The organism is Klebsiella sp. WOUb02, assembly GCF_050058015.1.
In the GTDB taxonomy this organism is placed as follows: Bacteria; Pseudomonadota; Gammaproteobacteria; order Enterobacterales; family Enterobacteriaceae; genus Klebsiella.
On record NZ_CP170110.1, the window covers coordinates 2,471,629 to 2,494,982 of the forward strand.

Below are 23,354 nucleotides of genomic sequence, written 5' to 3' on the forward strand. Positions count from 1 at the left end.
TGCCTGCTTATAGTGCATCAGGCAATAAGAGACTCTTCCTGCGAGCTTGCCGCCAGCTCTTCGCCGGCCAGCTGCAGCTGATACATCTGCCAGTAGCGCCCTTTTTCCGCCAGCAGCTGCTGATGGTTTCCGCGCTCAACGGCCTGGCCGCGATGCAGGACCAGAATCGTATCCGCTTCGACTATCGTCGACAGGCGGTGGGCAATCACAACCAGCGTGGTGTTCTGGCGAACCCTTGCCAGCGCCTGCTGGATAGCCTGCTCGGTGCCGGAGTCGATATTCGCAGTAGCCTCGTCAAGAATCAGTATCTGCGGCGTATCAACCAGCACCCTCGCCAGCGCCAGCAGCTGCTTCTGTCCCACCGAGAGATTGTTGCCCTGTTCGCCCAGCTGGGTATAGAGCCCACCCTCCATGCCGCGCGCCAGCTCCGCCAGCCTGCACGGCTTCCAGCGCGTCCCAGACCTGCGCCTCGCTGATATCGCGACCGAGAGTAACGTTGGCGTAGAAGGTATCGGCCAGCACCACCGGATCCTGCTGCACCATCGCGACGCCCTGGCGTAATGCGCCGTGGCTTAAAGAGGAGAGCGGGCGGCCGTCAATACGGATCTCGCCTTTGCTCAGCGGGTAGTAGCCCATCATCAGGCTGGCGAGCGTACTTTTACCGCTGCCGGTGTGGCCCACCAGCGCCACAAAGCTGCGGGACGGAATCTCCAGATTAATATCCTGCAGCACCAGCCGATCGCCGCGGTAGGCGAATGAGAGATCCTCAATCGATACCGTCCCGCTGCGCAGCGGCGCATCGTCCTGTCCCCACGTCTGGCGCGGCCGATCCATCAGCTCGAAGACCCGCTCGCCGGCCACCACCGCCTGCTGCAGCATCGACTGCTGCGTGGTCAGCTCAATCAGCGGCTCGTTCAGCCGACCGAGATAGCTGATAAAGGCATACAGCACCCCAACCTCAATGGTTCCCGTGGCGCTGAAGCCAAAGAGCATCAGCAGCCCGCACAGCACCAGCGTCGAGAACAGGCTGAGCAGCGGGCGCAGCAGGAAGCCGTCGAGACGCAGCGTTTGCATGCGCGCCAGATAGTGAGCATAGCTGGCCTCGCGCATCCGCTCGCCGAACCGCGCCTGCTGGCGGAACTGCTGGATAACGCCCATGCCGTTAATCACTTCATTAAAGCCGTCGTTGATATCCGCCAGCCAGGCGCGCACCCGCCGGACGATAGGCGTGCTGTAGCGCTGATAGATCATCATGACGATCAGCACCGCCGGGAAAATCGCCAACGCCACCAGCGCCATGCGCCAGTCGAGGCTGAACATCGCCACCAGCATTGCGCCAATCAGCGCCGCGCTGCGCAGCACCGTCGCCACCACGGTGACGTAGAGATCGCGGATCACCTCGGTATCGTTGGTCACCCGGGAGATAAGCTGCCCGACCGGCTGAGTATCGAATTCGCTGAGCGGCTGGCGCAGCGCCGCGTCCATCACGTCGCTACGCAGCTGCTGAACGACGCCGACGGCGGCGCGGTTAAACAGCAGCGACTGGTTGTAGTGCAGCGTCGCCGCGAGGATCTGCAGGCCGATATAGGCCACCGCGAGGCCGCTAACCAGCTTCAGCGGCAGCGAATTCTTCGCCACCATATTGTCGATGAAGTAGCTGATCAGCAGCGGGCCGCTGACTTCAGCCGCCGCCGCAACCCACATCATTCCTACCGCGATCAGCAGCGGCCTGCGCCACGGCGAGCCGTAGGTCAGCAGGCGTTTTAGGGTCGGCCAGAGTTCGGTAAAACTACGCATCGGCAGCCTCCTCAAGTTCATGAGGGGCGTCATCCAGCGCCGCCTCCAGCTGCTGATAGCGGTACATATCGCGATACCAGCCCGGCTGCGCTGCCAGCACCTCATGGCGGCCGCGCTGGGCAATATGGCCGTGCTGCAGGACCAGAATTTCGCTGGCTTCCGTCAATGCCGATAACCGATGGGCGCTGATAATCACCGTCCGGCCCTCTCCCCACTGCCGCAGGTTATACAGTATCTGGTGCTCCGTACGGCCATCGACCGCCGACAGGGCATCGTCAAGAATCAGAATTTCCGCCTCCAGCAGCAGCGCGCGGGCAATGGAAATGCGCTGTTTCTGCCCGCCGGAGAGCATCACGCCGCGTTCGCCCACCTCGGTCTCGTAGCCCTGAGGCAGGCGCAGAATATCCTCGTGGACGCTGGCAAGGCGCGCCACGCGCTCAATTTGCTCGGCCGTCGCCTCGGGCCTGCCGAGCGCGATGTTATTTGCCACGGTGTCGGAAAACAGGAACGGCGTCTGATTGACCACCGCCAGCCGACCGCGCCAGCCGTCCAGCTGGAGCCGGGTTAAAGGAATATCGTGAAAGCGGATATCTCCCTGGGTGACGTCGAAGTGGCGCTGTATCAGCGCCAGAATCGTGCTTTTCCCCGAGCCGGTTGGCCCGCAAATACCGAGCATTTGCCCCGGCTGCAGCACAAAATTGACCTTTTCCAGAGATGCTTTACTGGCCTGCGGATAGATAAACTCGCGCACGGCGACGCTCAGCGTTCCGCGTCCTTCCGGCGCCGTTTCGCTACCGTCGTTGACTGCCGGCGCTTCCTCCAGCATGGTGCGAATTCGGCTATAGGCCGCGCTGCCGCGCTCGACGATATTAAACATCCACGCCAGCGCCAGCATCGGCCAAATCATCAGCCCCAGATACATAACAAAGCTGGTGAGCTGACCCAGGGTCATGCTGCCCTGCAGCACCATCCAACTCCCGCCACCGATCGCCAGCAGATTGGCGGTCCCGATGGCGATATAGATCGTCGGATCAAAGCGCGCATCGATACGCGCCACGCGCATATTTTTCTTACCGGTATCCTCCGCGTCGGCCGCGAACTGCGCCGACTGCCGATCTTCCAGGCCAAAGGCTTTAATCATGCGGATGCTGGTCAGGCTTTCCTGGGTTCGATCGTTGAGGCTTGAGAACGCCGCCTGCGCCACGCGAAAACGCTCGTGCAGCGCATCGCCGTTGCGCTTAATCACCAGCGCCATCACCGGCATCGGCAGCAGCGCCAGCAGCGTCAGCTGCCAGTCTGATTTGCGTCGACATCACGATCAGCACCGCGCAGCCCATCACCAGCGAATCCACCAGCGTCAGCACGCCCTCCCCCGCCGCGAAGACCACCCGGTCAACGTCGTTGGTGGCGCGGGCGATCAGGTCGCCGGTGCGATGGCGCAGGTAGAAGGCCGGATGCTGGCGGCTCAGCTGGCGATAGAAATCTTCCCGCAGCTCGACGGCCAGCTGATAGGAGGCGCCAAACAACAGCACGCGCCAGACGTAGCGCAGCAGGTAAACCATTATCGCGATCAGTACCAGCACGCCAATCCACATCCACACCTTTTCCGCGGTGTAATGTTCTTTGGTGACGCCGTCAACCACAACCCCCACCACCTTAGGCGGGATCAGCTGTAGGACGGCGATAATGGCCAGTAGAGCAATAGCGCCGAGATAACGGCGCCACTCCCGGCGGAAGTACCAGCTAAGTTGAGCAAATAATCGCAAGCAGTTAAATCCTGAGTGTATAAATCGTCGCGGCAAACGCCGTTAATCAATCGGTAAGGCCGTGGTGTATTTTATCTGTTCCATGGCGAAACTCGAAGTCACATCGGAGAGCCCCGGAACGCTGTTCACCAGTCGTTTATAAAAATCGTCGTAGCGTTTCATATCCGCGACCTGCACCCGCAGCAGGTAATCATACTCCCCCGCCATGCGCCAGAAGCCGAGAACTTCCGCCATTTGCGTCACCTCGCTCACGAAGCGGCAGTACCAGTCGCTGCTGTGGTGCTGGGTCTTGATCAGCACGAAGGCCGTCAGGCCGAGACCGAGTTTTTCTGCATCGAGCAGCGCGACCCGCTCGCGCAGGATACCTTCATCTTCCAGCCGCTTCAGCCGTTTCCAGCAGGGCGTGGTGGTCAGATTAACGGCATCAGCCAGCGCCTGCAAAGAAAGGGTGCAGTCCGTTTGCAGTAAAGAAAGCAGCTTACGGTCAATTTTATCTAACATAGCTCACCACGAGAGAAAAATTTACTCCTTTCATTGTAATTCAAAGGCTAAATAGCAACAATTTTTCCTTCGACTTCCTTTAAGCTGGGCACAAAATGATAAACAGGAAATGAAGATGAACAGCGCCTGGGTAAAACACGCCATTAGCGAAATCAACGCCGACTATCAGCGATCCGCCGACACGCACCTCATTCGCCTTGCGCTGCCCGGCTTCCCGGGGATCCAGATCTATCTGAAGGATGAAAGTACCCATCCCACCGGCAGCCTGAAGCACCGCCTGGCGCGCTCGCTCTTCCTGTATGGTCTGTGCAACGGCTGGATCAAAGAGGGGACGACGATTATCGAGTCCTCTTCCGGCTCAACCGCGGTATCCGAAGCCTACTTCGCCCGCCTGCTGGGCCTGCCGTTCATTGCCGTGATGCCCTCCTGTACGGCGAAGCGCAAAATCGAACAGATCGAGTTTTACGGCGGCCGCTGCCATTTCGTGAACAGCGCCTGCGAAATCTACGCCGCGTCCGAAACCCTGGCCCGCGAGCTGAACGGCCACTATATGGACCAGTTTACCTTTGCCGAGCGGGCGACCGACTGGCGAGGAAACAATAATATTGCCGACAGCATCTTCCGCCAGATGACCCATGAGCCGCATCCGCAGCCGTCGTATATCGTGATGAGCGCGGGAACCGGCGGGACCTCGGCCACGATCGGCCGCTATATTCGCAGCCAGGGCTACGATACCCAGCTGATGGTGGTTGACCCGCAAAACTCGGTATTTCTCGACTACTGGCAGAGCCGCGACGCCAACCTGCGCAGCCCGATCGGCAGCAAAATAGAAGGCATCGGCCGCCCGCGCGTCGAACCGTCATTTATTCCGGATGTGGTTGATGAAATGCTGCGCGTGCCGGATGCTGCCAGCGTCGCAACCGCCCTGTGGCTGGAAACGCTGCTGGGCCGTAAGGTTGGGGCTTCCACCGGCACCAATATGTGGGGCGTGCTGGAGCTTGCCGTCCGCATGCGCGCCGAAGGACGGACCGGCTCGATTGTGACCCTGCTCTGCGATAGCGGCGAGCGCTACCTCGAAAGCTACTACAATCCGCAGTGGGTGGCGGCCAATATCGGCGACATCGCGCCGTGGCAGGCGAAAATTGCGGCAAGAGTGGCAGCGCAATAAAAAAAGCCAGGCTTAATGCATCGTCACGATGCCCGGGCCTGGCTTGCTGGAATGGTCTGATTATTCGGGGGAATAAGGAAGATCGGGATTATCCAGCCAATGCGTTAAAAAGTGGGAAACGGCCTGGTTGCGGCAGTCTCCAATAACCGGTAAATGCGGCAGCTCAGCCTTGAGCTGCGCCATAGCGTTGCCCATTATCACCCCACGCCCGACGCAGCCCAGCATCTCGCGGTCGTTCATCGCGTCACCAAACGCCATACAATCCTGCAGCGTCAGGCCAAGATGCTGGCTAAGCACCGCCAGCGCCGCGCCCTTATTACAGCCGTTCGGCAGCACTTCCAGGCACTCAATGGCCGAGAAGCATATATGCGCGCGATCGCCCAAAGCTTCAGTCAGCTGGACTTTCAGCCGCTGGAGATCCTGATGATCGCCGCAGAAGCACACTTTGGTAACCTCGTGCGCCGACATGCGTTTTAAATCACGGATGTGGTAGCGGAAGCCGCTAAAGATATGCGCCTGCAGCAGCTCGGGGATCGCCTGCCCGGTAAACCAACCGCCGTCGTTAAATACGTGCATGCTGGCCGCCGTATCCCAGGCGCCGTGCAGGACGAGTTCAGCAACCCCCGGATCAAGATCGCACTGATGCAGTACCTCTCCCTCCAGGGAGTGGATGCGCGTGCCGTTGCCGGTGATCAGGAACGCGTCGAGCGCGAACTCGCCGATCACGTGGCGCATTTCCAGAGCATGGCGCCCGGTGGCAAAGGTCAGGGTTATATCGCGCTCGCGCAGACGTTTCAGGGCCGAAAGCGTGCGCTCTCCCAGACGATGGTCCGGCATTAACAGCGTACCGTCCATATCAAATGCAGCGAGTCTGGCCATGTTTTGCTCCCGGAGGTGAGGTGGGTTTTGCTTGTGCTCCAGTATTGCCTGAGATATACGGAAGTAATAGTGAATAGATATTTTTTATTGTTCCGGGTTTATTAACCGCGCTCTCACAGACCTTAAATGGACGAGGCCAAAGGAAGGGGCGGATAATCTCCGCAAGCAGCACAAGCAACACGACCAACACAGAGGCAGTCTTGTCAGGTGAGGTGAATATACACAAAATCATTCGGCCTGCATCAAGGCGGCAAGCGCGCGAATTCCTGGGGGCTTACGCCAGTAAGTGACCGGGGTGAGCAAGCGTAGCCAACGCAGAGGCAGGTTGAAGGATGAAGTGTATATGAGATTACTGAACAGGCTGAACCAGTACCAGCGCCTCTGGCTGCCCTCTTCCGGCGCCCCGCAGCAGGTTACCGTGGGTGAGCTGGCTGAACGCTGTTTTTGCAGCGAACGTCATATCCGCACGTTGTTGCGCCAGGCGCAGGAGGCCGGCTGGCTGAGCTGGCAGGCCAGCTCCGGCCGTGGAAAGCGCGGCACCCTTCTTTTTCACACCTCGCCGGAGATGCTGCGTAACGAGATGATGGAGCTGGCGCTCAATAGCGGGCAGCAGAAAAACGCGCTGGAGCTGGCCCAGCTGGCGCCGGTCGATCTTAAAGCGCTGCTGTCGCCTTTCCTCGGCGGCCAGTGGCAGAACAATACGCCGACCCTGCGTATCCCCTACTATCGCCCGCTCGAACCGCTGCGGCCCGGCTTTTTGCCCGGCCGGGCGGAACAGCACCTCGCCGGGCAGATATTTTCCGGCCTGCTGCGTTTTGATGCGCAAAGTACCTGCCCGATGGGGGACCTGGCTCATCATTGGCAAGTCTCGGCGGACGGATTGCGTTGGCATTTTTACATCCGCTCGACGCTGTTCTGGCATAACGGCGACCCGATAGAGACGCCCCAACTGCGGCAACGTCTGCTGATGCTGCTCACGATCCCGGCATTGCGTACGCTCTTCGCCAGCATCAGCCGGATTGATGTTACCCACGCCTAGCGTCTGACCATTACGCTGCATCGTCCGGACTACTGGCTGCCGTTTCGCCTTGCCAGCTATTGCAGCGTCCTCGCGCATCCCGACGACCAGACAGTCGGCAGCGGCCCGTTTATCCTCAAGCTGTTGAGCCCCGAGCTGGTGCGGCTGGAGAATCATCCCCGATATCATCTAAATCATCCGCTAATCCAGGCCGTCGAATATTGGATCACCCCGCAGCTTTTTGAGCAGGATTTAGGCACCAGCTGCCGTCATCCGGTGCAGATAACGATTGGCGATGCCGATGAGCTGGCCGATCTTCGTCAGGTCAGCAACAGCATTAGCCTGGGCTTTTGCTACCTGACGCTGCGCCAAAGCCCTCGCCTGAGCAAAGCCCAGGCCCAGCGGCTGGTGGCGCTTATTCATCGCTCCTCGCTGCTGGAAACGCTGCCGCTGGACGAAGATCTGATTACCCCCAGCAACGAGGTGCTGCCCGGATGGTCAATTCCGCAGGAGCCTGAAAACCGCCAGGTCGCGCTGCCCGAACGGCTTACCCTGCTCTACCATCTGCCGGTTGAGCTGCATACGATGGCCGAACAGCTACGGCGGCGGCTGAGCGAGCTCGGCTGTGACCTGACGCTTATTTTTCACGATGCCAAAAACTGGGACGGCTGCCAGGAACTGGCGCAGGCGGATTTGATCATGGGCGATCGCCTGATCGGTGAAGCGCCGGAATATACCCTTGAGCAGTGGCTACGCTGCGACAGCATGTGGCCCAACCTGCTGACCGGGGCACAGTATGCTCATCTGCAGGCAACGCTTGATGCGGTACAGATGCAGCCGGATGAGCGCAGCCGTAACGATGCCCTGCGTAACGTATTCAACCGGCTGATGGACGACGCCGTCATGACGCCGCTGTTCAATTATAATTATCGCATTAGCGCACCGCCGGGGGTTAACGGCCTGCGCCTTAACGCGCGCGGCTGGTTCGATTTCGCCAGCGCCTGGCTGCCGGCCTCATCGCCGCGATGAAGCTGGTCGCCGCGCTCATCAAGCGCTACCATACCGCTTTCATTTTAATAGCCAGGAATGACCATGAAACGCGCCGTAGTTGTCTTCAGCGGAGGACAAGATTCAACGACCTGTCTGGTGCAGGCTCTGAAACAGTATGATGAAGTGCACTGCGTCACTTTTGACTATGGGCAGCGCCACCGCGCAGAAATCGACGTCGCTCGCGAGCTGGCGCTAAAGCTGGGCGCCGTGGCCCACAAGGTACTGGATGTGACCCTGCTCAATGAACTTGCCGTGAGCAGCCTGACCCGCGACAGTATCCCGGTTCCGGACTACGAACCGGATGCCAGCGGGATTCCGAACACCTTCGTTCCCGGGCGTAATATCCTCTTTTTAACCCTGACGGCGATCTACGCATACCAGGTTAAAGCAGAGGCGATCATCACCGGCGTTTGCGAGACCGACTTCTCCGGCTATCCCGACTGCCGGGACGAGTTCGTGAAGGCGCTCAACCACGCCGTTAATCTGGGCATGGCAAAAGATATCCGTTTTGAAACGCCGCTGATGTGGCTCAACAAGGCTGAGACCTGGGCGCTGGCCGACTACTGGGGCCAGCTGGAGTTGATTCGTAGCGAAACCCTGACCTGCTATAACGGAATTAAGGGTGACGGCTGCGGGCAGTGCGCCTCCTGTAACCTGCGCGCCAATGGCCTGAATCAGTACCTTGCCGATAGAGTCGGCGTCATGGCGCTGATGAAGCAAAAAACAGGGTTGCAGTAAGCATCACCAGACGCTTCCCCCGCTCGCGCTTCGCTTAGCGGGGGAAGCGCGATATCCTGGCCAGAGCGCGGCGGAAACATGCGCGCCGGCCCTTTCCGCTACAGCTCCATCTGCTCAAGCTTCTCACGTAGCTCGCCGTCCAGCGGCAGCGCCTTCTGAGTTTTCAAATCAATACAGACAAAGGTAATCATCGCATCGGCGACCACTTCGCCTTCCGGATTGAGGGTTACCGTCTGGCTTAATGTGCCACTTTTGCCGTTCAGCTGCTGCAGGCGGCTGGTGACGGTTAACACATCTCCGAGAACCGCCGGACGTCGGTAGTTAATATTGATATTCACCACCACGAACGCGATATTGCGCGCGGTGAGCCAGTGGAACGCCGCGCTGTTTTCCAGGCCATCCCAGCGCGCTTCCTCGAGGAACTCAAGATAGCGGGCATTATTAACGTGCTGGTAAACGTCCAGATGATAGCCGCGAACTTTAATTTGTGTCTGCATAGCGCAAGTGCCTTTGTCTTATTATCGTTAATGAGGTAGGAGGTCACACCACTTGAGTGACCTCTTTAGTCTGGCAAAGATTTGCGCTGCTGCAAACCCCCGATGCAAAATTACAGGGTGAGATGCGCCAGGTTGCGCTCTACCAGCGCGTGACCCATTCCGGGAACCTGCTTGAGATCGTCGATAGTCTTAAACGGCCCGAACTCTTCGCGATAGCTCACAATCCCCTGCGCTTTCTTCAGACCGACGCCGTTCAGCGCCTCCATCAGGTCCTGCGCGCTGGCGCTATTGATGCTGACCTTTCCCGACCCCGACTCCCCCGCTTTGGCCGAGTCGGGCGCTTTAGCCCGCGGGCTCTCCTTACCTGTCGCTACCGACGCCTTACCGTCGGCAGGCGCCCCCAGCGCTACCGGGCTTCCCGCAGCGCAAAGTAATGCGGCGGCAACAACGAACGCTTTAACTTTTGGTTTCATGCTGTGTTCTCCTTTTTTGTAGACAGCAAGGCCACGATAGCGAGCGGAAAAAAGAAGGACAAAAGGCGAATGCCAGAAATGGAAAAGGCCGCGAAAGCGGCCTTTGGGGATTGCATTACGTTACTTGCTTTTGCGAGTGCTCGCGAAATTATTGCTGCTGGTCGACGATGTCACCGAGCTTAATTTTCGCTGATTTACGCAGGCTGCTCATCAGCGCTTCGAAAGCAATCTGGGCATTGTTTTGCGTAATACCCTGCACCATCGCTTGTTTCTGCTCAGCCGGCATGTCGCCTGCTTTAACGGCATCCAGAGCCAGCAGGACCACGTTACCGTTCACATCGCTGCCCACGCCATAGCTTGCTTTACCTTCCTGCGGCAGCGGCAGGGCGAACGCGGCCTGGCTCAGCGGATCCTGACCGGTACGCGCCAGCGTCTGCGCCGCGCCGAAGCTTAAGCCCGCAGCCTTCATCGCGTCATCGCCTTTGCCATCTTTGAGGGCAGCCAGCAGTTTGTCCGCATCGAGCTTAGCCTGCTGCTCAGCTTTAGTGTGCTTAACGATATCGGTAACCTGCGTTTTGACTTCCGCCAGCGGTTTAACGGCTTCCGCTTTATGCTCGCTGATGCGCAGCACAAAGGCGCGGTCGCCATCAACGGTGATGATATCGGAGTTGCTGCCCGGCGCGCCGTTTTCGCCCACCAGGCCACCGTTAAAGATAGCGTCGGAGACCGGCTTAAAGTTCAGCTCCTCCGGCAGATTGTCGCGTCCGAACCAGCCCGTTTCAGCAACCTTAACGTCTGCGGCCTGCGCTGCGCCGGCCAGAGATTCATTATCGTTGCTGGCGGCATCGCTCACCTTCTGCTGCAGCGCGTAGTACGCATCAAGCGCTTTTTCCTGCTTAACTTTCGCTGCGATATCCGCACGAACGTCGGCCAGCGGTTTAACCTGCGCAGGCTGAACGTCAACCAGGCGCACGACCAGGAAACCGACGGAAGATTTGATCACGCCGGAGAGTTGGCCTTTTTCTTTCAGCCCGGCCTCTTTCAGCTCGGGAACCGTTGCCGCATCTTCCAGCCAGCCCATATCGCCGCCGTTGCGGGCAGAGATAATGTCGGTAGATTTTTCTTTCGCCAGCGTCGCGAAATCGGCGCCTTTTTTCAGTTCGTCCAGCACGGCCTGCGCATCCGCTTCGGTCTTCGTCTGAATCACGCTGTAGCGGTTACGCTGCGGCTGAGTGAACTGATCCTGATGCTGGTCGTACCAGGACTGAATTTCCGCGTCAGAAGCGTTCTCCTGCATGCTCGCTGCATCCATTTTGATGTAGCTCACGCGGAACTGCTCCGGCGCCATGAAGCGCGCCTGGTTCTGCTGATAGTAGGCCTCAACTTCCGCATCGGTCGCCGTCTGCTTCGCCGCCAGCGCGTTGACGTCAATCGTTGCTTCACGCACCACGCGCTGCTGAGAAACCAGCGCCGCCAGCTGATCGGATTCGCCCGGCAGCATGAAGTCGGTACCGGCAACGGCGTTGATCAGCTGCTGAGTCGTCAGCTGGTTGCGCAATGCCTGGGCGTACTGGTCGGTGGTCATGCCCATCTGACTAACGATGCCGCCAAAACGTTCGTTATCAAATTTACCGTTAGACTGGAAGGCCTGGGTCTGGAAGATGGCCTGCTTCACCTGGGCATCGCTGACACTCAGGCCGAGTTCACGCGCGTATTGGTCAAGCAGCGATTCGTCGATCAGGCGGTTCAGCACCTGCTGACGCATGGTTTTCATGTAGTTTTCGTTGGCCGCCAGTTCAGAGAACTGGTCACCGAGCTGCTGCTGCATGCGATTACGTTCGCTGGCAACGGCATTTTCAAACTGTGAGCGACCAATCTCCTGGTCATTAACTTTCGCGGCATAGTTGCTGTTGCCGCCAATCAGGTAACCACTCACCCCGGTCAAAATGAACGAGACAATGATGATACCGAAAATAATCTTGAGCACGACGCTGTTGGCGGCCGTGCGTAGGTTGTCCATCATGGTGTAACAACGCTCCGCTGTAGATGACTTTAGCTCGCGCAGCATAGCACGTGATGGCCGCCGCGCGTGAGGACCTATTTTGACAAGAAAATGGGGTGATTGTCAGCCCACAAGTGTCCGCAAACACAGATAAAGTCGCGTTCTGGACAAATAAAAAAGGCACATCTCGCGATGCGCCCTTGTACTTCGTCAAATTCCCTGACGGGAAGCCGATCAGTTAACCGCGTCTTTCAGCGCTTTACCAGCACGGAAACCCGGAACTTTAGCAGCGGCAATAGTAATTTCTTTACCTGTTTGCGGGTTGCGACCGGTACGGGCAGCACGCTCTTTAACAGCAAAAGTACCAAAACCTACCAGCGCGACGTCATCCCCAGCCTGCAGAGATTCAGTAACAGAAGCAATTAAAGCATCTAACGCACGTCCGGCTGCAGCTTTAGAAATGTCCGCACCCGCAGCAATTTTGTCAATCAGTTGAGATTTATTCACTGTTCTCTTCCTCTCTTTATAATTTATATCGCACCAGAATCCTTCGTGGTACGACCGCGCAGCAGTTATATCAGGACTGTCATGCCCTTACAACAGAGTTGTAGATGACCCCCTGCCAGCGATCTAACTTAGCTACACAAAAAAAGGCTGGCAAGCACGAATTTGCTTACCAGCCCTATTTTTCTTAGAGCAATTTGCGCAACATCACTATTTCGCCGTGACAACCTCGATGCCAAACGGCTCATTCTGCAGCGCAAGTGCCAGAACTTCTTCGATTCGTTTCACCGGATGGATAGCTAAATCGGCGATAACGTTATCTGGAATTTCTTCAAGGTCACGTTTGTTTTCGTCAGGAATCAGAACAGTCTTAATGCCGCCGCGGTGCGCCGCCAGCAGTTTTTCCTTCAGACCACCGATTGGCAGCACCTGGCCACGCAGGGTAATTTCCCCGGTCATCGCGACATCGGCGCGAACCGGATTGCCCGTCAGACAGGAAACCAGCGCGGTACACATCGCAATACCGGCGCTTGGACCATCTTTTGGCGTTGCCCCTTCCGGAACGTGGACGTGGATATCACGTTTTTCGTAGAAATCTGAGTTAATACCCAGCTTATCCGCGCGAGAACGCACCACGGTCAGCGCCGCCTGAATGGACTCCTGCATCACTTCGCCGAGCGAACCGGTATAGGTGAGCTTGCCTTTACCCGGGACGCAGGCGGTTTCGATGGTCAGCAGATCGCCGCCCACTTCCGTCCACGCCAGTCCGGTAACCTGACCTACGCGGTTTTCGCTATCCGCACGACCGTAGTCAAAGCGCTGAACTCCGAGGAAGTCGTGCAGGTTATCGCCGTTGATGGTGATGTGCTTGAGCGATTTATCCAGCAGCAGTCTGTTTAACCGCCTTGCGGCACAGTTTGGAGATTTCACGCTCCAGAGCACGCACGCCCGCTTCACGGGTGTAATAGCGAATGATGCCGACGATCGCGCTGTCTTCAACGGTCAATTCGCCTTTTTTCAACGCGTTACGCTCAATTTGCTTCGACAGCAGATGCTGTTTAGCAATGTTCAGTTTTTCATCTTCGGTATAGCCGGAGAGACGAATCACCTCCATACGGTCAAGCAGCGGCGCCGGTATATTCATGGAGTTAGAGGTCGCCACGAACATCACGTCGCTCAGATCGTAGTCCACTTCCAGATAGTGATCGTTAAAGGCCACGTTCTGTTCAGGATCCAGCACTTCCAGCAGCGCTGACGCCGGATCGCCGCGCATGTCGGAGGACATTTTGTCGATCTCATCGAGCAGGAACAGCGGGTTCTTCACCCCCACTTTCGCCATTTTCTGGATCAGTTTACCCGGCATTGAACCGATGTAGGTTCGGCGGTGACCACGGATTTCCGCTTCATCACGCACGCCGCCCAGCGCCATACGCACGTATTTACGTCCGGTGGCTTTGGCGATGGATTGACCCAGAGAGGTTTTACCTACCCCCGGCGGCCCAACCAGGCACAGAATCGGCCCTTTGAGCTTGTTCACGCGGCTCTGCACTGCGAGATACTCAAGAATACGATCCTTCACGCGTTCCAGACCGTAGTGGTCGGTATCGAGGATCTCCTGCGCCTGGCGCAGATCTTTTTTGACCTTGCTGCGGGCGTTCCACGGCACCTGCACCATCCAGTCGATGTAGCCGCGTACGACGGTGGCTTCCGCCGACATCGGCGACATCATCTTCAGCTTTTGCAGTTCCGCTTCGGTTTTTTCTTTCGCCTCTTTCGGCATTTTCGCCGCGTCGATTTTACGCTTCAACGCTTCGTTTTCGTCCGGGGCATCGTCCATCTCGCCGAGCTCTTTCTGGATGGCCTTCATCTGCTCATTCAGATAGTACTCACGCTGGGACTTTTCCATCTGCTTTTTAACGCGGTTGCGAATGCGTTTCTCAACCTGCAGCAGATCGATTTCTGATTCCATCATCGCCATCAGATACTCCAGACGTTCGTTAACGTCGGACATCTCCAGCACGGACTGTTTGTCCGCCAGCTTCAGCGGCATGTGCGCCGCGATGGTGTCCGCCAGACGCGCGGGATCGTCGATGCTATTCAGCGACGTCAGCACTTCCGGGGGGATTTTTTTGTTCAGCTTGATGTAGCCTTCAAACTGACCGATAGCCGTGCGAACCAGCACTTCCTGCTCGCGCTCTTCAATAGCAGGCGATTCAAGGTATTCCGCTTTCGCTGAAAAATGCTCGCCGTCATCGGATAATGCGGAAATACGCGCCCGCTGCAGGCCTTCAACCAGCACTTTTACCGTGCCATCAGGCAGCTTCAGCATCTGTAAAATTGACGCCACGGTCCCGACGGTGAAAAGATCATTTACACCCGGCTCATCCGTTGAAGCTTCTTTCTGCGCAACCAGCATGATTTTTTTATCATGGTCCATAGCCGCTTCAAGACAACGGATAGATTTTTCCCGCCCTACAAACAGGGGTATGACCATGTGCGGATAAACCACCACATCGCGCAACGGCAATACGGGGATTTCAATGCGTTCAGAACGCTCAGGATTCATAGAAGCTCTCTCTTAGTTTAAAGTCCGCCTGGTAGCCGGCGGCACGACTCTCGATCGCGTCGCCGTTAATATGTAATCCAGTATATGGGGATGTAATCCACACATTCAACGGCAGGAATGCAGGAAAAACAAAAGGGGAGATAAAATCTCCCCTTTTTGGTTAACTACTTGAGTGACCTGGCTAATTATTCACCAGATGCCTGCTGCGCTTCCGGTTTCCCGTAAATCAGCAGCGGCTTGCTTTGTCCGTCGATAACCGAAGCGTCGATGACCACTTTATCGACATCTTCCATCGACGGGAGGTCGTACATGGTATCGAGCAGCGCCGCTTCTACGATAGAACGCAGGCCGCGAGCGCCGGTTTTACGCGCCATCGCTTTCTTGGCGATAGCGTCCAGCGCTTCATCGCGGAACTCCAGCTCAGCGCCTTCAAGATTGAACAGCGCCTGATACTGCTTGGTCAGGGCGTTTTTCGGCTCTTTCAGGATCTGAATCAGCGCTTCTTCGCTCAGCTCGTTCAGCGTTGCGACCACCGGCAGACGGCCGATAAACTCCGGGATCAGACCAAATTTGATCAGATCTTCCGGCTCAACCTGAGACAGCAGTTCGCCTTCGCTCGCTTTGTCCGATTTGGCTTTTACCGTCGCGCCGAAACCAATACCCGATCCGGTTTCTACACGATGGGAAATCACCTTATCCAGGCCGGCAAACGCGCCGCCGCAGATAAACAGAATTTTGGAGGTGTCGACCTGCAAGAACTCCTGCTGCGGGTGCTTGCGCCCGCCCTGAGGCGGAACGGCGGCAACGGTGCCTTCGATCAGCTTCAGCAGCGCCTGCTGCACGCCTTCACCAGAAACATCGCGGGTAATCGACGGGTTATCCGACTTACGGGAAATTTTGTCGATTTCATCGATATACACGATGCCGCGCTGCGCTTTCTGCACGTCGTAATCGCATTTCTGCAGCAGTTTCTGAATGATGTTTTCAACGTCCTCACCCACGTAGCCGGCTTCGGTCAGGGTGGTGGCGTCAGCCATGGTGAACGGTACATCCAGCAGGCGAGCCAGCGTTTCCGCTAGCAGAGTCTTACCGGAGCCCGTTGGCCCAATCAGCAGAATGTTGCTTTTCCCCAGCTCCACGCCGTTGCTGGTATCGCCATTGCGCAGGCGCTTGTAGTGGTTGTATACCGCCACTGCCAGCACTTTTTTCGCCGGCTCCTGGCCGATAACGTAATCGTCAAGATGGTGGCGAATCTCGTGTGGAGTCGGCAGTGCACTGCGCTCGCGATGCGGCGCGACTTCTTTAATCTCTTCGCGAATGATGTCGTTACATAAATCAACGCATTCGTCGCAGATATACACGGATGGCCCGGCGATCAGCTTACGCACTTCATGCTGGCTTTTGCCGCAAAAAGAGCAGTACAACAATTTGCCCGATCCATCTTTGCGTTTATCTGTCATGAGTCCAAACCTCTTATTAAGTTCTTTGTGCCGCACACGACGACGCAAATGCCATTCTCAGGCGCAAGCCGCTGGTAAACGTTGTGCCGCCCTACTTCAGACAAGTATAGCGGCACCCTTGCGCCACGGGCATCAATTACGATGGGTCAAAATGGAATCGACCAGGCCGTATTCCACCGCTTCAACTGCAGACAGGAAGCGGTCACGCTCGGTGTCGCGCTCGATCTGCTCAAGGGATTGACCCGTATGGTGCGCCATCAGTTCATTCATGCGCCCCTTCACCTTCAGGATTTCACGGGCGTGAATTTCGATATCCGTTGCCTGACCCTGATAGCCGCCCAGCGGCTGGTGGATCATCACGCGGGAGTTCGGCAGGCAGAAACGCTTCCCTTTCGCCCCTGCGGTCAGCAGGAACGCGCCCATTGACGCCGCCTGGCCCATACAGATGGTGCTCACGTCAGGCTTGATGAACTGCATGGTGTCGTAAATCGACATCCCGGCGGTAATCACCCCGCCCGGAGAGTTAATGTACAGGTAAATGTCTTTTTCCGGGTTTTCTGCTTCCAGAAAAAGCATCTGCGCCACGATCAGGTTCGCCATGTGGTCTTCCACCTGGCCGGTCAGAAAAATGACGCGCTCCTTGAGCAGACGGGAATAGATATCAAAAGAACGTTCACCGCGCGAGGTCTGTTCAATGACCATCGGCACCAGGGCCATATGGGGTGCAAAGTTATCTCGTTCGCCACTGTATGACATTTCCGTCTCCTGGATTAATTTTGAATAAACCTGCTGCACTGATTGTAACCTTATGGACGGATTATCAGCCAGAGTCTTCTGCCCGTCATCGTTCGAATTACCGCTGCTTAAGCTGAATTCCTGCGTCCTCAATGATGGCGGCCAGACACGCTTCGTCATTATGCATGATTTCACGCGTGCAGTTACGTTCCCCGGTAATGGGGGCGACGTCGCCATAATTCAAGCATAACAATCTTTTGTCGTAACGCTATCACTGAAATCGGCTTTTCGCACTCACCCTAACGCTATCATTGTTCTAAAAAAAAACCCGCAGCCTCTCGGCAACGGGTTTTGCTCGAACCTTAAACCGCCGGGCGAAATTACGCCTGCTGGTTCATCAGTTCGCTGAAAGAGGTCGCTTTCTCGGATACTTTAGCTTTCGCCAGTACCGCTTCAACAGCCTGCTCTTCCAGAGCGACGTTACGCATGTTGTCCATCAGTTCGTTGTTTTTGCTGTAGAACTCAACAACTTCTTTCGGATCTTCGTAAGCGGAAGCCATCTCTTCAATCAGGCCCTTCACGCGGTCTTCTTCAGCTTTCAGCTCGTTGGTACGAATCACTTCGCCCAGCAGCAGGCCAACAACAACGCGGCGTTTAGCCTGCTCTTCGAACAGCTCACGCGGCAGTTCCAGAGCCTGTTTTTCGTTACCGCCAAAGCGCTGAGCAGCCTGACGACGCAGAACGTCGATTTCGCTGTCGATCAGTGCCGCAGGAACGTCGATTTCGTTAGCCTTCACCAGACCTTCGATAGCCTGAGTCTTCACGCGGTTACGCACGGCGCCTTTCAGACTCACGATCCATGTTTTTACGCACTTCAGCGCGCAGACCTTCTACGGAACCATCTTCAACGCCGAAACGCTTGATGAATTCTGCAGTCAGTTCCGGCAGCTCACGCTCTTCCACTTTCTTCAGGTTAATAACGAACTTAGCCGCTTTACCTTTCAGAGTTTCCGCGTGGTATTCTTCCGGGAAGGTCACGTCGATAGTGAACTCTTCGCCAGCTTTGTGGCCTTTGATACCGTCTTCAAAGCCCGGGATCATACGACCCTGGCCCATCGCCAGTACGAAGTCAGAGGCTTTGCCGCCTTCGAACTCTTCGCCGTCAACGGAACCGCTGAAGTCGATGGTTACGCGGTCTTCTGCATCAACAGCGCCGTCTTTGTCTTTCCAGTTCGCCTGCTGCTTACGCAGGGTGTCCAGCATGGTGTCGACGTCAGCGTCGGTCACTTCAACAACCGGTTTTTCAACTTCGATCGCGTCCAGACCCTGCAGCTCAACTTCCGGATAAACTTCGAACTCTACCGCGTAGGTGAAGTCTTCACCCAGCTTGTATTCGCCCGGAACGTAGTTCGGCGCGCCAGCCGGATTGATTTTCTCTTTGATGATCGCGTCAACGAAGTGACGGCTCATCAGGTCACCCAGCACGTCCTGGCGAACGGATGCGCCATAACGCTGAGCGACAACATTCATCGGCACTTTACCCTTGCGGAAGCCGTCAATGCGAACTTTTTTCGCTACGTTGACCAGCTCACTTTTGACAGCATTCTCGATGCTGTCAGCAGCGATAGTAATCGTTACACGGCGCCCAAGGCCCTGAGTGGTTTCAACTGAAACTTGCATCTTGTTACCTCAAAAAAATCACAGTGCTCGGTCAACTCTGGAAGCGCGTGTAGGTTGCTTCGCAGAACCGGGATGCCCTCTTCACTTCAGAAACACATTCCCTGTCGTCAGAATCATCCCGAAGACATTCATATAAGACGCGGCATTATAGCGGCATCACTTTTGCGAGTCGAGAACGGTTGTCGCCCACTGCTGCGGCATTTTTCACATTTCTCGCGCAAATTGACCTGGAAAAGTGACCATAGCGCACATTTTCCAGGCAAAATAAAACGGCCCGTAGGCCGTTTTCTGATAAATCTTCACGCAACATACTGGAAAAGCTCCGTCGGTTGCAAATGGGATTTCTACGCGATGCTTCCGGCGCCGCGACAGGCAGGGGAAGCAAAGACGGTGTCCTGGAGTCCTTCCCACTCTTTAATCGTATAGGTATGCAGCGCCAGCGCGTGCACGGGGCCTGACAACTCCTCGGTCAATGTACCGTAAATCATACGGTGACGGCTGAGAAAACGCTCGCCGGTGAAACGATCGCTCACCAATACCACTTTAAAATGACTCTCGGAGCCCGCAGGAACATTGTGGCGATAACTTTCATCCACGACTTCGAGATACACGGGGTCGAACGCTGCCCTAAGTTTTGCTTCGATCTGTTCACGTATCATCATGAATTTTCTCCTCCGACAACGCTGGGATGCCGCCATTCCTTTTAAATGTTAGCCGCTTTTACCGTTTCCATTACCGGAAAACAACAAAAAATTAGCATTTCTCTTATATTTTCATTCAAAAGTATCAAGTTTACTGGCTCTGTATGCCGTAATGTCCGTCCGGATCGCCATAAAAATGGGAAGAAGGCCAGAAAACGCACAGCGCGATGAATTTACATACGTTGCCACTTCCCCTCGCCGTTGGCGATGTTATGATGACGGCAATTTCCTCATCACAACACCATGCCTTGAGACCCCTGAACATGTTTAAGAAAATTCTTTTCCCGCTGGTCGCAATGTTTATGCTGGCAGGATGCGCCACACCGCCGACCACTATTGACGTATCGCCGAAAATGTCCCTGCCGCAGCAGGACCCGAGCCTGATGGGCGTTACCGTTAGCATTAACGGCGCCGATCAGCGTCCGGACCAGGCCCTGGCCAAAGTGACCCGCGATAATCAGCAGGTGACGCTGACCGCTTCCCGCGATCTCCGCTTCCTGCTGCAGGAAGTGCTGGAGAAACAGATGACCGCCCGTGGCTATATGATTGGGCCGAACGGCGCCGTCGACCTGCAAATCATCGTGAATAAGCTGTACGCCGACGTTTCCCAGGGCAACGTGCGTTACAACATCGCCACGAAAGCGGATATCGCCATCATCGCCACCGCGGCGAACGGCACGAAGATGACCAAAAACTACCGCGCCAGCTACTCCGTGGAAGGCGCATTCCAGGCCTCCAACCAGAATATTGCCAATGCGGTGAACAGCGTTCTGACCGACACGATCGCCGATATGGCGCAGGACACCAGCATCCACGACTTCATCAAGCAAAACGCGCGTTAATAACATCACGGACCCGGCCGACGGTCGGGTCCGTGCTACAGGCCCATGTCCAGTCACTACTTACGTATCTTTCAGCAGCCTAAATCAGCTATTTTGCTGATCCTTGGCTTTGCTTCCGGTTTGCCGCTCGCCCTCACCTCCGGCACGCTGCAGGCGTGGATGACCGTCGAGAATATCGATCTGAAAACCATCGGTTTCTTTTCGCTCGTCGGCCAGGCCTACGTCTTTAAGTTCCTGTGGTCGCCGGTGATGGACCGCTACACGCCGCCGTTTCTCGGCAGGCGCCGCGGCTGGCTGCTGACGACGCAGTTTCTGCTGCTTATCGCCATCGCGGCTATGGGCTTCCTTGAGCCGTCGACGCAGCTGCGCTGGATGGCGGCGCTGGCGGTGGTTATCGCCTTCTGTTCCGCCTCGCAGGACATCGTCTTCGACGCGTGGAAAACCGACATTCTGGCCGCCGAGGAGCGCGGAGCCGGCGCCGCGGTTAGCGTGCTGGGCTACCGCCTGGGCATGCTGGTTTCCGGCGGCCTGGCGCTGTGGCTGGCCGACCGCTGGCTGGGCTGGCAGGGCATGTACTGGCTGATGGCCGCGCTGCTGGTCCCGTGCATCATCGCCACTCTGCTGGCGCCGGAGCCCAGCGACGCGATCCCGGTACCGAAAAGCCTTGAGCAGGCCGTCGCGGAACCGCTCCGCGATTTCTTCAGCCGCAACAACGCCTGGCTGATCCTGCTGTTAATCGTCCTTTATAAGCTCGGCGACGCTTTCGCGATGAGCCTGACGACCACTTTTCTGATCCGCGGCGTTGGTTTTGACGCCGGTGAAGTTGGAATGGTGAATAAAACGCTGGGGCTGTTTGCCACGATTATTGGCGCCCTGTACGGCGGTGCGTTAATGCAGCGCCTGACCCTGTTCCGCGCCCTGCTGATTTTCGGCCTGCTGCAGGGGGTCTCCAACGCCGGCTACTGGCTGCTGTCGATTACCGATAAGCATATTTACTCGATGGCCACGGCGGTATTTTTCGAAAACCTGTGCGGCGGGATGGGGACCGCGGCGTTTGTCGCGCTGCTGATGACGCTGTGCAATAAATCATTCTCCGCCACCCAGTTTGCGCTGCTGTCGGCGCTCTCCGCCGTCGGTCGCGTGTACGTCGGGCCGATTGCCGGCTGGTTTGTTGAAGCCCACGGCTGGCCGACGTTTTATCTCTTCTCGGTGGCGGCGGCCGTTCCCGGCATCGTACTGCTGCTTATCTGCCGGCGCACGCTGGAACATACCCAGCGCACGGAGGCGTTTATGCCGCGCACGCACTATCCGCGGGCCTATTCGCTGGCCCTGATGGTGCTGGCTATCGGCTGCGTCATGCTGGCGGTATGGCTGCTGCTGCTGGTGCTGAACGCCCTTGATTACACTTCGTTTTCCTTCTTATCCGGCCTGCTGGAGATTGCGGCGCTGACCGCCGTTGCCGGTATTTTGCTCGGCAGCCTTCTCGACTACCTGGCGCTGAGCAAAACGGAGCTGGCTTAGGGAAGCCCGCAGCGCCAGAGGTCCGGCGTCTTCGCGAAAAGTTAATAAGCCGCTTTAATCACTAAACGTAATTATAACGGTTTATTAACGATTTTATATTTTCCTTTTTTCATTTGTTGTTTTGTGCGTTTTACATTTTGGGAAATTATTGACAACTTTTATTCAATTCATTAAATAATTTAAACGATTCAGCAAAGGCCATTTATTTTGCCACTTTGGCGATGTCTTTTATTTGATAATTAAATGTTAATTAGTTGTGTTATTTTCTCGATGGTTATACCCATTACCCCATAAGCAACTTCATTCTTATCCCTTTCGTTATAGATCCGGCGCGAATCGGGCTTTGCAAGCGGGCAGAGTCATACTCGGTTACATATGTGACAAAGCAAGCAGAACCCACTAACACGGAACTGACACAGCTCCAATCATGTTTACAGTAATGCAACCTTCCCGTAAAATGCCCGCACACTTTAAGCGCCACCAGATTCCGTGGAATTGAGGTCGTTCAATGAGACTTAGGAAATACAATAAAAGTTTGGGATGGATGTCATTAATCGCAGGTACTGTATTACTCAGTGGTTGTGATTCTGCGCTCCTTGACCCAAAAGGACAGATTGGACTGGAGCAACGTTCTTTGATACTGACGGCCTTTGGCCTGATGATGATTGTCGTTATTCCCGCCGTCTTAATGGCTGTAGGATTTGCCTGGAAGTATCGCGCGAGCAATAAAGATGCGAAGTATAGCCCGAACTGGTCACACTCCAACAAAGTTGAAGCTGTGGTCTGGACGGTTCCTATCCTGATCATTCTGTTCCTGGCCGTTCTGACCTGGAAAACCACTCACGCACTCGAGCCAAGCAAACCGCTTGCTCACGAAGAGAACCCGATCGTCATCGAAGTTGTATCGATGGACTGGAAATGGTTCTTTATCTATCCGGAACAGGGTATTGCTACCGTCAACGAAATCGCCTTCCCGGCGAACGTACCGGTACACTTCAAAGTGACCTCTAACTCCGTGATGAACTCGTTCTTTATCCCACGTTTAGGCAGCCAGATCTACGCAATGGCCGGGATGCAGACTCAACTGCACCTCATCGCGAACGAAACTGGCACTTATGACGGTATCTCCGCCAGCTACAGCGGCCCGGGCTTCTCAGGAATGAAGTTCAAAGCTTTCGCCACGCCGGATCGTGCATCTTTCGATCAGTGGGTAGCGAAAGTTAAACAGTCTTCGAACACCATGGATTCCATGGCTGCCTTCGAAAAAGTGGCTGCGCCTAGCGAATACAACAAAGTGGAATACTTCTCTAACGTGAAGCCAGATTTGTTTAAAGACGTTATCGGCAAATTCATGTCTCACGGCAAGAGCATGGACATGTCCCAACCTGAAGGCGAGCACGCAGCGCACGAAGGAATGGAAGGCATGGACATGAGCCACGCGGAAACCGCTCACTAA

The 23,354-nt window shown here is 56.2% G+C and carries 14 protein-coding genes and 5 pseudogenes; 6 read left to right on the forward strand and 13 right to left on the reverse strand.

The features are described from left to right. Positions 1–17 precede the first annotated feature (17 nt). From ABOC21_RS18860 to ABOC21_RS18870, 3 genes and pseudogenes are all read right to left on the reverse strand, one after another. Positions 18–1,797 (reverse strand): annotated as a pseudogene (locus tag ABOC21_RS18860) (SmdB family multidrug efflux ABC transporter permease/ATP-binding protein). Next, positions 1,790–3,563 (reverse strand): annotated as a pseudogene (locus ABOC21_RS18865) (SmdA family multidrug ABC transporter permease/ATP-binding protein). Before ABOC21_RS18865 ends, ABOC21_RS18860 begins: the two co-directional pseudogenes overlap by 8 nt. A 42-nt stretch (positions 3,564–3,605) precedes the next feature. Continuing rightward, entirely contained in the window at positions 3,606–4,064 is a 459-nt protein-coding gene (locus ABOC21_RS18870; RefSeq protein WP_426812864.1) for an Lrp/AsnC family transcriptional regulator, read from the reverse strand. A gap of 115 nt (positions 4,065–4,179) precedes the next feature. Between ABOC21_RS18870 and ABOC21_RS18875 the strand changes: the two genes are divergently transcribed. Next, a complete protein-coding gene (locus tag ABOC21_RS18875; protein ID WP_426812865.1) occupies positions 4,180–5,232 on the forward strand; it encodes a PLP-dependent cysteine synthase family protein in 1,053 nt (350 codons plus the stop codon). 60 nt (positions 5,233–5,292) lie between these two features. On the opposite strand, the gene cof is transcribed toward ABOC21_RS18875, so the two are convergent. Then, a complete protein-coding gene (gene cof, locus ABOC21_RS18880; protein ID WP_426812866.1) occupies positions 5,293–6,111 on the reverse strand; it encodes an HMP-PP phosphatase in 819 nt (272 codons plus the stop codon). A 343-nt stretch (positions 6,112–6,454) separates the two neighbouring features. Here cof and ABOC21_RS18885 point away from each other — a divergent pair. Both ABOC21_RS18885 and queC read left to right on the forward strand, forming a co-directional pair. Beyond that, a pseudogene (locus ABOC21_RS18885) lies at positions 6,455–8,158 on the forward strand (SgrR family transcriptional regulator). A 63-nt stretch (positions 8,159–8,221) separates the two neighbouring features. Continuing rightward, entirely contained in the window at positions 8,222–8,917 is a 696-nt protein-coding gene (gene queC, locus ABOC21_RS18890; RefSeq protein WP_426812867.1) for a 7-cyano-7-deazaguanine synthase QueC, read from the forward strand. Between the two features lie 98 nt (positions 8,918–9,015). Here queC and ABOC21_RS18895 read toward each other — a convergent pair whose 3' ends face one another. From ABOC21_RS18895 to bolA, 9 genes and pseudogenes are all read right to left on the reverse strand, one after another. Next, the gene (locus tag ABOC21_RS18895; RefSeq protein ID WP_426812868.1) at positions 9,016–9,414 is read right to left on the reverse strand and encodes a YbgC/FadM family acyl-CoA thioesterase; all 399 of its coding nucleotides are present in this window, start codon (positions 9,412–9,414) and stop codon (positions 9,016–9,018) included. A gap of 110 nt (positions 9,415–9,524) precedes the next feature. Further along, complete coding sequence (locus ABOC21_RS18900) at positions 9,525–9,887, reverse strand: ComEA family DNA-binding protein (protein WP_426812869.1); 363 nt, start codon at positions 9,885–9,887, stop codon at positions 9,525–9,527. A 148-nt stretch (positions 9,888–10,035) separates the two neighbouring features. Beyond that, complete coding sequence (gene ppiD, locus ABOC21_RS18905; protein ID WP_426812870.1) at positions 10,036–11,910, reverse strand: peptidylprolyl isomerase; 1,875 nt, start codon at positions 11,908–11,910, stop codon at positions 10,036–10,038. Between the two features lie 213 nt (positions 11,911–12,123). Beyond that, complete coding sequence (hupB, locus tag ABOC21_RS18910) at positions 12,124–12,396, reverse strand: nucleoid-associated protein HU-beta (RefSeq protein WP_002444653.1); 273 nt, start codon at positions 12,394–12,396, stop codon at positions 12,124–12,126. Positions 12,397–12,603: 207 nt separating this feature from the next. Continuing rightward, positions 12,604–14,959, reverse strand: a pseudogene (lon, locus tag ABOC21_RS18915) (endopeptidase La). 185 nt (positions 14,960–15,144) lie between these two features. After that, entirely contained in the window at positions 15,145–16,419 is a 1,275-nt protein-coding gene (clpX, locus tag ABOC21_RS18920) for an ATP-dependent protease ATP-binding subunit ClpX (protein ID WP_426812871.1), read from the reverse strand. Between the two features lie 132 nt (positions 16,420–16,551). Beyond that, positions 16,552–17,175 carry an ATP-dependent Clp endopeptidase proteolytic subunit ClpP gene (gene clpP, locus ABOC21_RS18925; RefSeq protein WP_064149328.1) on the reverse strand — a complete coding sequence of 208 codons (624 nt, stop codon included), beginning with the start codon at positions 17,173–17,175 and terminating at the stop codon, positions 16,552–16,554. A 359-nt stretch (positions 17,176–17,534) separates the two neighbouring features. Next, a pseudogene (gene tig, locus ABOC21_RS18930) lies at positions 17,535–18,834 on the reverse strand (trigger factor). Positions 18,835–19,178: 344 nt separating this feature from the next. Beyond that, on the reverse strand, positions 19,179–19,496 hold the full coding sequence (gene bolA / locus ABOC21_RS18935) for a transcriptional regulator BolA (protein WP_041144317.1): 318 nt from the start codon (positions 19,494–19,496) through the stop codon (positions 19,179–19,181). A gap of 302 nt (positions 19,497–19,798) precedes the next feature. Here bolA and ABOC21_RS18940 point away from each other — a divergent pair, with 302 nt between their 5' ends. From ABOC21_RS18940 to cyoA, 3 genes are all read left to right on the forward strand, one after another. Then, a complete protein-coding gene (locus ABOC21_RS18940; RefSeq protein ID WP_004858708.1) occupies positions 19,799–20,377 on the forward strand; it encodes a lipoprotein in 579 nt (192 codons plus the stop codon). A gap of 45 nt (positions 20,378–20,422) precedes the next feature. Beyond that, positions 20,423–21,898 (forward strand): muropeptide MFS transporter AmpG, encoded by a 1,476-nt coding sequence (gene ampG, locus ABOC21_RS18945; protein ID WP_426812872.1) that lies wholly within the window; start codon positions 20,423–20,425, stop codon positions 21,896–21,898. Positions 21,899–22,406: 508 nt separating this feature from the next. Continuing rightward, on the forward strand, positions 22,407–23,354 hold the full coding sequence (gene cyoA / locus ABOC21_RS18950) for a cytochrome o ubiquinol oxidase subunit II (protein WP_045854215.1): 948 nt from the start codon (positions 22,407–22,409) through the stop codon (positions 23,352–23,354).

What these genes read in the sequence shown, in the direction of transcription:
- ABOC21_RS18870 (WP_426812864.1), bottom strand. Translation starts at nt 4,064, where the DNA reads ATGTTAGATAAAATTGACCGTAAGCTGCTTTCTTTACTGCAAACGGAC.
- ABOC21_RS18875 (WP_426812865.1), top strand. Translation starts at nt 4,180, where the DNA reads ATGAACAGCGCCTGGGTAAAACACGCCATTAGCGAAATCAACGCCGAC.
- cof (WP_426812866.1), bottom strand. Translation starts at nt 6,111, where the DNA reads ATGGCCAGACTCGCTGCATTTGATATGGACGGTACGCTGTTAATGCCG.
- queC (WP_426812867.1), top strand. Translation starts at nt 8,222, where the DNA reads ATGAAACGCGCCGTAGTTGTCTTCAGCGGAGGACAAGATTCAACGACC.
- ABOC21_RS18895 (WP_426812868.1), bottom strand. Translation starts at nt 9,414, where the DNA reads ATGCAGACACAAATTAAAGTTCGCGGCTATCATCTGGACGTTTACCAG.
- ABOC21_RS18900 (WP_426812869.1), bottom strand. Translation starts at nt 9,887, where the DNA reads ATGAAACCAAAAGTTAAAGCGTTCGTTGTTGCCGCCGCATTACTTTGC.
- ppiD (WP_426812870.1), bottom strand. Translation starts at nt 11,910, where the DNA reads ATGATGGACAACCTACGCACGGCCGCCAACAGCGTCGTGCTCAAGATT.
- clpX (WP_426812871.1), bottom strand. Translation starts at nt 16,419, where the DNA reads ATGACAGATAAACGCAAAGATGGATCGGGCAAATTGTTGTACTGCTCT.
- clpP (WP_064149328.1), bottom strand. Translation starts at nt 17,175, where the DNA reads ATGTCATACAGTGGCGAACGAGATAACTTTGCACCCCATATGGCCCTG.
- bolA (WP_041144317.1), bottom strand. Translation starts at nt 19,496, where the DNA reads ATGATGATACGTGAACAGATCGAAGCAAAACTTAGGGCAGCGTTCGAC.
- ABOC21_RS18940 (WP_004858708.1), top strand. Translation starts at nt 19,799, where the DNA reads ATGTTTAAGAAAATTCTTTTCCCGCTGGTCGCAATGTTTATGCTGGCA.
- ampG (WP_426812872.1), top strand. Translation starts at nt 20,423, where the DNA reads ATGTCCAGTCACTACTTACGTATCTTTCAGCAGCCTAAATCAGCTATT.
- cyoA (WP_045854215.1), top strand. Translation starts at nt 22,407, where the DNA reads ATGAGACTTAGGAAATACAATAAAAGTTTGGGATGGATGTCATTAATC.